12 protein-coding genes and 1 tRNA gene are annotated in these 11,237 nt (G+C 64.9%); 7 read left to right on the top strand and 6 right to left on the bottom strand.

Annotated elements, in window-relative coordinates; genetic code table 11:
• Positions 1-9 precede the first annotated feature (9 nt).
• Together ACZZZM_RS15095 and radA are read right to left on the bottom strand one after the other, a co-directional pair.
• A complete protein-coding gene (locus ACZZZM_RS15095; protein WP_463595902.1) occupies positions 10-567 on the bottom strand; it encodes a lipocalin family protein in 558 nt (185 codons plus the stop codon).
• Positions 568-652: 85 nt separating this feature from the next.
• A complete protein-coding gene (radA, locus tag ACZZZM_RS15100; RefSeq protein WP_463595903.1) occupies positions 653-2,020 on the bottom strand; it encodes a DNA repair protein RadA in 1,368 nt (455 codons plus the stop codon).
• Between the two features lie 84 nt (positions 2,021-2,104).
• On the opposite strand from radA, the gene ACZZZM_RS15105 reads away from it, so the two are divergent.
• Positions 2,105-3,256 (top strand): glycosyltransferase family 4 protein, encoded by a 1,152-nt coding sequence (locus ACZZZM_RS15105; protein ID WP_463595904.1) that lies wholly within the window; start codon positions 2,105-2,107, stop codon positions 3,254-3,256.
• Between the two features lie 55 nt (positions 3,257-3,311).
• Here ACZZZM_RS15105 and ACZZZM_RS15110 read toward each other — a convergent pair whose 3' ends face one another.
• Both ACZZZM_RS15110 and ACZZZM_RS15115 read right to left on the bottom strand, forming a co-directional pair.
• Complete coding sequence (locus tag ACZZZM_RS15110; RefSeq protein ID WP_463595905.1) at positions 3,312-3,635, bottom strand: DUF2218 domain-containing protein; 324 nt, start codon at positions 3,633-3,635, stop codon at positions 3,312-3,314.
• A gap of 71 nt (positions 3,636-3,706) precedes the next feature.
• Entirely contained in the window at positions 3,707-4,285 is a 579-nt protein-coding gene (locus ACZZZM_RS15115) for a PadR family transcriptional regulator (protein WP_463595906.1), read from the bottom strand.
• Between the two features lie 195 nt (positions 4,286-4,480).
• Between ACZZZM_RS15115 and ACZZZM_RS15120 the strand changes: the two genes are divergently transcribed.
• From ACZZZM_RS15120 to ACZZZM_RS15135, 4 genes are all read left to right on the top strand, one after another.
• On the top strand, positions 4,481-5,800 hold the full coding sequence (locus ACZZZM_RS15120; RefSeq protein WP_463595907.1) for a replication-associated recombination protein A: 1,320 nt from the start codon (positions 4,481-4,483) through the stop codon (positions 5,798-5,800).
• A 99-nt stretch (positions 5,801-5,899) separates the two neighbouring features.
• A complete protein-coding gene (locus ACZZZM_RS15125; protein WP_463595908.1) occupies positions 5,900-6,247 on the top strand; it encodes a hypothetical protein in 348 nt (115 codons plus the stop codon).
• 17 nt (positions 6,248-6,264) lie between these two features.
• Positions 6,265-7,125, top strand: a complete 861-nt coding sequence (locus tag ACZZZM_RS15130) for a hypothetical protein (RefSeq protein ID WP_463595909.1) — start codon at positions 6,265-6,267, stop codon at positions 7,123-7,125.
• 16 nt (positions 7,126-7,141) lie between these two features.
• Positions 7,142-7,217 (top strand) — tRNA-Thr (locus ACZZZM_RS15135).
• Here the strand turns inward: ACZZZM_RS15135 and ACZZZM_RS15140 are convergent.
• A complete protein-coding gene (locus tag ACZZZM_RS15140; protein WP_463596460.1) occupies positions 7,218-8,246 on the bottom strand; it encodes a LacI family DNA-binding transcriptional regulator in 1,029 nt (342 codons plus the stop codon).
• A 132-nt stretch (positions 8,247-8,378) separates the two neighbouring features.
• Between ACZZZM_RS15140 and ACZZZM_RS15145 the strand changes: the two genes are divergently transcribed.
• Positions 8,379-9,731 carry a pectate lyase family protein gene (locus ACZZZM_RS15145; protein ID WP_463595910.1) on the top strand — a complete coding sequence of 451 codons (1,353 nt, stop codon included), beginning with the start codon at positions 8,379-8,381 and terminating at the stop codon, positions 9,729-9,731.
• A gap of 83 nt (positions 9,732-9,814) precedes the next feature.
• Complete coding sequence (locus ACZZZM_RS15150) at positions 9,815-10,150, top strand: hypothetical protein (RefSeq protein WP_463595911.1); 336 nt, start codon at positions 9,815-9,817, stop codon at positions 10,148-10,150.
• Positions 10,151-10,171: 21 nt separating this feature from the next.
• Here the strand turns inward: ACZZZM_RS15150 and ACZZZM_RS15155 are convergent, their stop codons facing one another.
• Positions 10,172-11,224, bottom strand: coding sequence for a glycoside hydrolase family 43 protein (locus tag ACZZZM_RS15155; protein ID WP_463595912.1), 1,053 nt, complete (start codon positions 11,222-11,224; stop codon positions 10,172-10,174).
• Positions 11,225-11,237: the final 13 nt, after the last annotated feature.

Here is an 11,237-nt window from a genome sequence, read left to right on the forward strand (position 1 = left end):
CGATTTCCCTCAGGCGTGCCGTGTCGGCCGCAGCGCCCAGCGGTCGAAGCCGAGTTCCTCGACGCGCTTCATGAGCGCTTCTGCATTAGCGGGCCGCGGCTCGCGCGCCAGTACCCATAGGTAGCGCCCGCTGGGCTCGCCGACGATCGACCAGTCATAATCGTCGCCATGGTCGAGCACCCAATAATCGCCGGTGTAGAACGGCCCGAAAAACGAGACCTTCAGCTTGGCGTTGGTGGCCTCGTCCGCGACGATCGCCTTGCCCTCGACAAAGCTGCGCTCGCCCTTGGGCCCGCCTTGGCAGCCGCTATTGGTGATCTGGATTTTGCCGCCCGTCCCCAGCGCATATTCCGCCGTGACCGCGTCGAGGCCTTTTTCAAAGCGGTTCTCGTGTCGCGCCAGTTCGAACCATTTGCCGAGATAGCGATCGAGATCGACGGGCTTGGCGGGCTCGGGCACCTTGGCATTGATCACCGGCGGCCGCGTCGCGCGCGAATACGCAAAGGCGCCGCCCACAGCGGCGACGGCAACGCCTCCGAGAATCTTGAGAACGGTAGATTGCTTCATGCGAATTACTTTGGAGCGAAAGGTGGCCGATTGGTAGCCTCTTCGGCAACGCGACCTGTCACCGATGACGAGAGGACGTACCTCCTCACCGCCCCAGCAGATGATCCACGAAGCTTCCCAAATTCTTGAACGCCGCCATCTGCAGCCCGCCCTTCTCCGCCTGCGCCGCCGGGGCCATCGCACGCGTAAAGCCCAGCTTGCCCGCCTCGCGGCACCGCAGCGCCCCATGCGCCACCGGCCGCACTTCGCCCGACAAAGCGATCTCGCCGAATGCCACCGCATCCGCGGCCAGCGGCCGCTCGGCCAGCGCCGATACCAAAGCCGCCGCCACCGCCAAATCCGCAGCCGGATCCTGCACGCGATATCCGCCCGCGATGTTCAGATAGACTTCGCAGGTCGAGAAGCTCAGCCCGCATCGCGCTTCGAGCACCGCCAGGATCATAGACAGTCGCGCCGAATCCCAGCCTACCACCGCGCGCCGCGGCGTCGCTCCGCTCGCCAGCCGCACCACCAAGGCCTGCACTTCGACAAGTACCGGCCGCGTGCCCTCCATCGCGGGGAATACGATCGTTCCGGTCACGCTTTCGTCGCGTTGCGTGAGGAACAGCGACGAAGGGTTCGCGACTTCCGAGAGCCCCTCGGTCTCCATCGCGAACACACCGATCTCGTCCGTCCCGCCAAAGCGATTCTTCGTCGCGCGCAGGATGCGATACTGGTGGCTGCGCTCGCCCTCGAACGCGAGCACGGTATCGACCATATGCTCGAGCACGCGCGGCCCCGCGATATTGCCGTCCTTGGTGACATGCCCGACGAGCACGACCGCGGTGCCGTTTTCCTTGGCGAAGCGGATCAGCTCGCCCGCCGACGCGCGCACCTGGCTCACCGTGCCCGGCGCGCCTTCGATCAGGTCGCTGTGCATCGTCTGGATCGAATCGATCACGAGCAGGGCCGGGGCAGGCCCCTCCCCCATCGTCGTCAGGATATCGCGCACCGAAGTCGCCGCCGCGAACATCACCGGCGCCTTTCCCAGTCCCAGCCGCCGCGCCCGCAGCCGCACCTGATCGCCCGCTTCCTCGCCGGAAACATAGACCACTTTGAGCCCGCGGTCCGCAATCCTGGCGGCCGCCTGGAGCAACAGCGTCGATTTGCCGATCCCCGGATCGCCGCCGATCAACGTCGCCGATCCTTCGACGAACCCGCCGCCCAGTGCGCGGTCGAGCTCGGCGATCCCGGTCGACATCCGATCGGGCAATTCGATATCGGTGTTGAGCCCGGTCAACTGGATCGCGCGCCCGCCGCTCTGCAGATTATGCTTGGCCTGAAACGGCGTGACGACCCCGCCCGCATCCTCGACCAACGTGTTCCAGTCGCTGCAATCCCCGCATTGCCCGGCCCATTGCGAGGTCACGGACCCGCAGGCCTGACAGACATATCGTTTGCGCGGTTTCGCCATGCATCAACGCTAATACAGGAACAAGGCGGGAACAAGCGCTACTTATATGGACGCGCCTGTGCCCTCAGGTTATCGCCGCGGCCCATGAAACCCACGGACCTCCGCGTCGCCCTGTTCAGCGGCAATTACAATTATGTCCGCGACGGCGCGAACCAGGCGCTGAACATGCTGGTGGGCTATCTGCTCAAGCAGGGCGTGACCGTCCGCGTCTATTCGCCGACCACCGATACGCCAGCCTTCGAGCCGACCGGCGATCTGGTCAGCGTTCCCGCCCTTCCCATCCCCGGCGGCCGTGGCGAGTATAAGTTCGCCTGGCGCCTGGCCGCGGAGACACGCCGCGACCTCGAAGCCTTTGCGCCCAATATCGTCCATGTCTCGGCGCCGGAAGTGCTCGGCCACAGCGCCGTGCGCTGGGCGCGCGCGCGCAATCTCGCGAAGATTGCCTCGCTGCACACGCGCTTCGAAACCTATCCGGCCTATTACAAGCTCGGCTTCCTCGTCCCGGCCATGATCAAGCTGATGACGCGCTTCTACAATCGCGTCGATCAGATCGTCACCCCCGGCCAGTCGACCGCGGATATCCTGCGTGAGTGGGGCGTGAAGACCCCGATCCGCATCTGGGCCCGCGGGGTGAATCACGATCGCTTCAATCCCGGGCGCCGCGACAATGAATGGCGCCGTTCATTGGGGCTGGCCGACGATGAATTCGCGGTCGGCTTTCTCGGTCGGCTCGTGCTCGAAAAAGGTCTGGATATCTTCGCCGAAGTCTGCCGCGCGCTTACCGAACGCGGTATCGCGCACCGCGTGCTGGTGATCGGAGATGGCCCCGCGCGCGAATGGCTGGCCGAGCGCGTGCCCGAAGCGGTGTTCGCCGGCTTCCAGCGCGGCGACGATCTAGGGCGCGCCGTCGCCTCGATGGACGTGTTGTTCAATCCCTCGGTCACCGAAACCTTCGGAAACGTCACGCTCGAGGCCATGGCCGCCGGCGTGCCCGTGGTCGCCGCCCACGCCACCGGCGCGATGGACCTGATCGATGACGGCGTCACCGGCTTCCTTGTCCCGCCCCGCGACGTGGGTGCCTATGCCACCGCCATCGGCCGCCTCGCGACCGACCGCGCGCTCCACAAGGCCCAGTCGGACGCCGGCCACGTCAAGGCCCAGGCCTATGAGTGGGACGCGATCAACCAAGCCGTGCTCGATACCTATCTCGAAGTGATGGCGCGGCGGGACGCCTAGCCCCCCGCTCTTGCAGCCGAACATATCGTGGGCAGGGTTGGCTCAACTGAAAGCGCTATGCCCAATCAAACGCGAGCGGCGCCTCCCGGAATGCAAACCGGTCGAGGTGCCGCGCGACCGCGCCTTTCAGCCCTTCCAGCTGTTCCTCGCTCGACGCATCGATCCGCACGTCGAGGCCGGTTTCGGCAACGTTGAACGTCGCAACGGCATCGCCCGGATGATCGGCGCCGCGCGCGTCCTTGGGGAAGATCACCGTGCCGTTCTCGGGCGTGAACTCGAGCTGCAGATTATGGCTCCAATGCTTGCAAAGCTGCTGGAGATATTTGCTCGCGCTGTCGGTCGGCACCAGTGCGCTGGCGGATATGGTCGTCATCGTCATGGGAATTCCTTATTGCCAGCAGCGGCACGATCCCGAGCCGCCGCCTCAACACTTCTAGTCGCGGCACCCGCTCACAGCCGCTCGATCTTCCGCGCCGCCTCGTCGAGGATCGCCGCGACATCGTGCAGCGTGTCGGCATCAACGCCCTCGGCGCTCATTCGGTTCTGCAGCGCGACGCGCAAATTCCCCATTGCACGGCGGATCGGCCCACCATCGGTCCGCGCCTGGTGCGAGGCCAAATGCGCCAGCTTCTCGAATAGCGCCGCGACTTGCCCGGCATGCTCGGCGAGATGCGACGTGCCGGCGTCGGTAATGGCGAACAACTTCTTGGCGCCTTCGGCCTTCTGCTCGGCGATCATGTCCATGTCATCGAGCATGGTCAGCGTAGGATAGACGACGCCCGGGCTCGGGGCGTAGGCGCCGCCCGTTCGCTCCTCGATCTCGCGGATCAGGTCATAGCCATGACGCGACTGCTCCTCGATTAGCTTGAGCAGGATCAGTCGTAGCTCACTACCGTCGAACATCCGCCGCCCGCGGCCGCCTTCGCGCCCCGCATGGCCGAAACCCCCGCCGAACCCGCGTCCCAAGCCCCCGCGCGGGCCACACTCCCGGCCGCGCTCGCGGCCATGATGATGAAATCCAAATCGCACGTAAAATCCTTTTATAACGCGTCGTGATTGCTCTAAGATATATCTTAAGCGCATTTATACAAGGACCGTCATCTCTTTTCCCGTCATCCCTGCGAAAGCGGGGAGCCAGAGCCACGTAGGACATCGCTTGATAACCCTGGGTCCCCGCTTTCGCGGGGATGACGGAATGCGGTCAAACCCTTATCTATCGTGCCGATGGCTGATCTGTTCGGACCCCAAGACCAGGAACCGCTGACCAAGGAGCCAACCGGCGGCCCCCTCGCCGATCGCCTGCGCCCGCGGAGCCTCGACCAGGTCGTCGGCCAGGAGCACCTCACCGGACCCGAAGGCGCGATCGGTCGCATGGTCGCCGCGGGCAAGCTCAGCTCGATCATCCTCTGGGGTCCGCCCGGCACCGGCAAGACCACGATTGCCCGCCTCCTCGCCGACGCAGTGGGCTTGCGGTTCGTCGCGATCAGCGCGGTATTCTCCGGCGTCGCCGATCTCAAGAAGGTCTTCGCCGACGCCCGCGAGCATGCCCGGATAGGCCATAAGACCTTGCTGTTCGTCGACGAGATCCACCGCTTCAATCGCGCCCAGCAGGATGGCTTCCTGCCTTTCGTCGAGGACGGTACCGTCACCCTGGTTGGCGCGACTACCGAGAATCCGTCGTTTGAGCTTAACGCCGCATTGCTCAGCCGCGCCCAGGTCACGATCCTCCACCGCCTCGATCACAAAGCGCTGTGCAAGCTGCTCGACCGCGCCGAGGAACTCGAGGGCAAGCCGCTGCCCGTTACGCCCGAGGCCCGCGACGCCTTTGTCGCCAGCGCCGATGGCGACGGCCGCTTCCTGCTCAACCAGGCCGAAACCCTGTTCTCGGTCAGCTTCCCCGCCCCGCTCGATCCGGCCGCGCTAGGCGACTTCCTCCAGCGCCGCGTCGCCGTCTACGACAAGGACCGCGAGGGCCATTACAACCTCATCAGCGCGCTCCACAAATCGATCCGCGGCAGCGATCCCCAGGCCGCGCTCTACTACCTCGCCCGCATGCTTACCGCCGGCGAGGAACCGTTGTTCGTCCTCCGCCGCCTGATCCGCGCCGCAGTCGAGGATATCGGCCTCGCCGATCCAAACGCGCTGGTCCAGTGCATCGCCGCCAAGGACAGCTACGATTTCCTCGGCAGCCCCGAAGGGGAGCTCGGCATCGCCCAGGCCTGCCTCTATCTCGCCACCGCCCCTAAATCGAACGCCGCTTATGCCGCGCAAAAGGCCGCGTGGCGTTCGGCCAAGGAAACCGGCAGCCTGATGCCGCCCCAGAACATCCTCAACGCCCCTACCAAACTGATGAAGCAGATCGGCTACGGCAAGGGATACACCTACGATCACGACGCCGAGAACGGCTTCTCCGGCGACAATTACTGGCCCGACGAACTCCCGCCCCAGAATTTCTACCAACCCACCGACCGCGGCATGGAAAAGCGCATCGCCGAGCGCATGGCGTGGTGGGAGGAAATGCGGGGGAAGCTGCGGGATGCGTGAGACCCTTCCGCGTCATCCCCGCGAAAGCGGGGACCTAGAGCCAAATAGTGCACCGCCCAGGACTCTGGGTTCCCGCTTTCGCGGGGATGGCGGTTTATCATGAACAACTGGGAAGAAGCCTGCGCCTATGCGCTGTCACTCCCTGGCGTCGAAATGGCCTCCTGGTGGGGTAGCCCCTGCCCCAAGATCAACGCCAAGGGTTTCATGGCCCCCGGCCGCGAAGAAGGCAGCTTCGCCCTCTCGGTGATCAAGCCCGAGAAGGAAATCCTTTTCGAGACCAACCCCGAGACTTTCTGGCAGACCGACCACTACCGCAACTACCCGATGCTGCTCGTCCGCTACGGCACCGACGCTCACGAGCGCATCGAACTCTACATCCAGCGCGCATGGTGGGACCGGCTGAAGAAGCCACAGCGCGTGGCAGCGGGCGTGAAAGAGCGGCCGTGATCATTCCTCGATCCTGAATGGACTTCACCACCTTCATTGCGATCGACTGGTCCGGCCAGGCAGTCGAGTGTCCCAAGGGTCTCGCCATCGCCCGCTGCGAGGCCGGCACCGCCGCACCCGAGTTGATCGATCGCAACTGGTCTCGCCAGGACGTGCTCGACTGGCTGCTCGAGCTTCAGTCGAACGGAACGCGAGCCCTGATCGGCCTCGATCTCTCCCCCGCTTTCCCGCTCCACGATCAAGGCGCATATTTCCCCGGCTGGGACCGCTCCCCGCCGGATGCGCATGCGCTTTGGGCACTGGTCGACGAGCTGAGCGCGGCCGACCCCCATCTCGCCGCCACCACCTTCGTCCAGCATCCCGACGCTCGCCGGCACTTCCGCCAGCGCGGCGATTGCGGCGACCTGTTCCCGCCCGGCCGCGGCCGCTTCCGCATCTGCGAGCACGGCCAGGAGGCGATGCGCCTCTCGCCCTATAGCTGCTTCAATCTGGTCGGCGCCTCGCAGGTCGGGAAGTCGAGCCTCACCGGCATGCGCGTACTCCATCGGCTGCGCGGCAAGATCGGCATGTGGCCCTTCGACCCCGTCCCCAATACCGGACCCCTCTTGGTCGAAATCTACACCTCGCTCGCCGCCCGCCTCGCCGGCATGCGCAAGGGCATCTCCAAGATTCGCGACGCTCAGACGCTGGACACAATGCTCGCCGCGTTCGGTTCCGAGCCCCACGCCCCCATCTCCCGCTATGACGACCACGCCACCGACGCGATGCTCAGCGCCGCCTGGCTCCGCGTCGCCGCAGCGCAGCCCGAATTGTGGAAGCCCCAGATGTTGACCCCGAAACTCGCGGCAACGGAGGGCTGGACCTTCGGCGTCCCCTGACGCAAAGGGGCCGCGTGCCGGCTTAGCTCAGTTGGTAGAGCGCCAGTTTTGTAAACTGGATGTCGCGGGTTCGATTCCTGCAGCCGGCACCACTAGCCCCGCGGCGGCGCCACGCTGGCCCGGTGGATCAGCGTCGAAGTGAACATAGACGGTTCCTCGCTGGCAATATCGTCCCCGAAGAAATCGGCGAGCAGCTTGAGCGCCGCCGAGCGCGCCATCGAGATGATCGGCCAATGCACGGTCGTCATCGGCGGCCAAATGTGGCGCGAGATCGCAGTATCATCGAAGCCGATGATCGAGAGGTCGTCGGGCACAGTCATCCCCCGCCGCCGCGCTGCGTGGAGCGTCGCCGCGCCCATCTCGTCGTTCGACGAGAAAATCGCGGTCGGCCGGGGCGATAGATCGAGCAGCCGGTCGGCCGCCGCCAGCCCCGAATCGAACGTGTAATTGCCATCGGCGATCAGGCTACGCGGCAGCTTGATATCCGCCGCGGCGAGTGCCTCCTCGAACCCCTTGCGCCGCTCGCGCGCCGAGCGAAACCCGTGCGGCCCCGCAATCAGCCCGATCCTGCGATGGCCGAGCTTGATCAGATGGTTGACCGCCTCGGTCACCACTTCGCGATCGTTCGACGCGACCATATGCTCGGGCTCGTCAAGCGTCGCCGATCCCATCCGGACATAGCGGATCCCCAGATTGCCGCAGAGCTCGGCCAGCATGTCGTTCTCGGAAATCGGCGGCAGGATCATCACGCCATAGGGCCGCTGCCGCTCGAGGAAGTTGCGAACATCCTCGAGCATTGTGGACGAGCCGCGGTCGATCGGGCGGACGATCAGCTCGAATTCGGTCTCGCGCATCGCCTCCAGCATGCCGGCCTGCACGTTCATCACCATCTGCGCGTTCGGATTGTCGTGGATCAGCCCGATCAGGAAATTGCGGCGAAGCGCCAGCGCCCGCGCCTGGACATTGGGGACATAGCCCAGATCCGCAATCACGGCCTCGACCTTCGCCCGCGTCTCGCCGTTGAGCAAGGGCGAGCGGTTGATCACCCGGCTGACGGTTTTCTTGGAGACTCCCGAGATACGGGCGACATCGTTGATCGTGGGCTTGCCGGTTCGCTGCATCCAGCCGCTATAATGGCCCATGAGCCAAAGCGATACTGTCCCCATGGACAATCGCGGGAGCGCTTGCATCGCAGAAAAACCGGCGCAATACGATTTAGGTAACCGGTGACATAATCGGATGTGGAGAGAATGATGAAGCTGCTCGCTTACCCCCTTGCGCTGCTGCTCGCCACTGCGCCGGCTTTTGCCCAGACCGCCTTTCCCGGCGCGGTCGGCCCCGCGGCGCAGACCCCCGGCGGCCGCGGTGGCCAGATCATCCGCGTCACCAATCTCAATGCCGACGGCCCCGGTTCATTCAAGGCCGCGATCGAGACCAAGGGGCCGCGCATCGTCGTCTTCGAAGTCGGCGGCGTGATCGATTTGAAGCGGACCACGCTGACGATCACCGAGCCTTATCTGACGATCGCCGGCCAGACCGCGCCTTCCCCCGGGATCACGCTGATCAAGACCGGGATCGACCTCAAGACCCACGACGTCATCATCCGCCACATCCGGGTGCGCACCGGCGCTGACAACCAGCCCAAGCGCAGCGGCTGGGAGGCCGACGCCTTCTCGACCGTCGCGGCGAAGAATGTGGTGATCGATCACAACACCTTCACCTGGGCGATCGACGAGAACATGTCGGCCTCCGGCCCGCGCTTCACGGGCAACAATGTTGCCGAATGGCGCGAAGGCACCAGCCGGAACATCACCTTCTCGAACAATCTCGCTGCCGAGGGCCTGGCCGACAGCTCGCATCCCAAAGGCGAGCATTCGAAGGGTTCGCTGATCCACGACAACACCACTGGCATCGTCTTCTATCGCAACATCTGGGCGCACAATGTCGAGCGCCACCCGCTGGTAAAGGGCGGCGCGCAGGTGCTGATGGTCAACAATCTGATCTACAATCCCGGCCACCGCGCGGTGCATTACAATCTCATGGCGCTCGAATGGGGCGATCACCCCTATGTCACCGGCGAGATTACCGCGATCGGCAACGTGCTGCGCGGCGGCAACGACACCAATGAGGGCCTGCCCTTCCTGATGCTCGGCGGGGACGGCGATCTCGCTTATTATGGCAAGGACAATCTCGCAGTGGACCGCCACGGCAACAAGCTGCCGATGTTCGGCCGCTATGGCGAAACCCGCGCCAAATTGATCGAAGCGAAGAAGCCGCTCGCCAGCACCGCCGGCGTGACGATCCTCCCTTCGCTTGATGTCGAGACCAGCGTGCTCGGCTCGGCCGGCGCCCGCCCCTGGGACCGCGATGCCGAGGACATCCGCGTGCTGTTCTTCGTGGCCGAAGGCCGTGGCGAGATCATCGACGACGAGAAGGAAGTCAGCGCTTATCCAGATTATAAGCCGACCAAGGCGAAGTTCGTCGAGGAAGATTGGGATCTGGCGACGATGGAACCCAAGTCGCGCCGCTATCCGGGCCAGACCGGGCCGATTCAGGAATCGCTGAGTGCGCGCGATAAGGCGATGCGCGACGGGAAGCAGCGATAGTCGTCATGCCGGCCTTGTGCCGGGGTCCACTCCGGCGCAGGACAAGCGATCGAACTGCATAGTGGCCCCGGCACAAGGCCGGGGTGACGGACGTTCAAGCCGGGATGCCCGGACCACCTCACACCCGCGATGGCCGCTATATCGTCGTGACCGGCACCTTGTGGCGCGCAACCCGGCCCGATTTGCCGGAAGATGAACGCCAGCGCCTCGTCAACGCGCTGATGGACGCCCGCCGCGCCGTCCGCGACGCCAAGGGCGATCCCTTGAAGACGCGAACTGCGCGCGATGCGGTGCAGGGGGCCAAGGTCGCACTCGGCGAACGCGGCCCAGTCTGGTGGCACGATGGCACCCCGGACTATAACCGCCGCAAGATCGAGAACACGCCCTATGCCGAATGGTGGGCGGCTCGAGACCACTAAATCTCTCCCCGGCGAAGCCAACTAACGAAGCCGCCGCGGCCCGACCCCATCCCGCGTGATCACCACCGGCGCGATGCTGCCGTCGCCGCGGAAATACATTCGCTCGATCGCGATCTGGCGGTGATTGCCATCCGCCGTGTCGAGCGGACGGCGGTGATAGACGATATACCAGTCGTCGGTGCCCGGAATGCACACCGCCGAATGATGCCCCGCCCCCCGCGCCACTCGGGCATCCTGTTTCAGGATCACGCCGCGCCGAGTGAACGGGCCTGCCGGCGAAGGGCCGGTCGCATAGGCCACGCGATAATCCGGCCCAGTCCATTCGCCTTCGGACCACATCAGATAATAGATCCCGCGCCGCTTGAGCATGAACGGCCCCTCGACATAATCGGGAGAGGGCGTGATCGCCTTGAAGGTCTCGCCGTCCGCGAACGGCATCAGGCTGGTCAGGTCCGGCGCCAGCCGCACCAGATTGCAGCGCTTCCAGCCACCATAATAGAGGTAGAGACTGCCATCATCGTCGCGGAACGCCATCTGATCGATCGGCTGGGCGCCCTTGACGATGGTGGAGATCAGCGGCTTGCCGATCGCGTCCGTGAACGGTCCCTCGGGCCGATCGCTCACTGCAACGCCGATGCCGCCTACGCCGCCGTCGCGCTTCAAGTCGTTGGCACCGAAAAACAGATAATAGCGCCCGCGATGCTTGATCGCCGACGGCGCCCACATCGCATAGGCCGCCCAACTCACATTGCGCACGTCGAGGATGCGGGGATGCCTCGTCCAGCGGATCAGGTCGGGCGAGGAAAAGGCATCGAGAAAGGTTTGGCGCAGAAACGGTGCCCAGATCTCCGGAGATTTGCGCTGTTCGACTTGCGCGGGGCTCAGAATGCTCTGCACCGCCGCCACGCCCTCGTCGGCAGAGACAGTCGGGTAGATCCAGTAGCGATCGCCGAAGATGCGGATCTCGGGATCGGCATACCAGCCGGGGATCGCCGGGTTCTTGGCCCATGCCCGCGCCGGGACCAGGCTGCATCCCAGCCCCGCTAGCAAGGCCCGTCTATCCAACGCAGTCATTCGGGTTTGTTAG

The sequence above is a fragment of the Sphingomonas sp. AC522 genome (assembly GCF_979258125.1).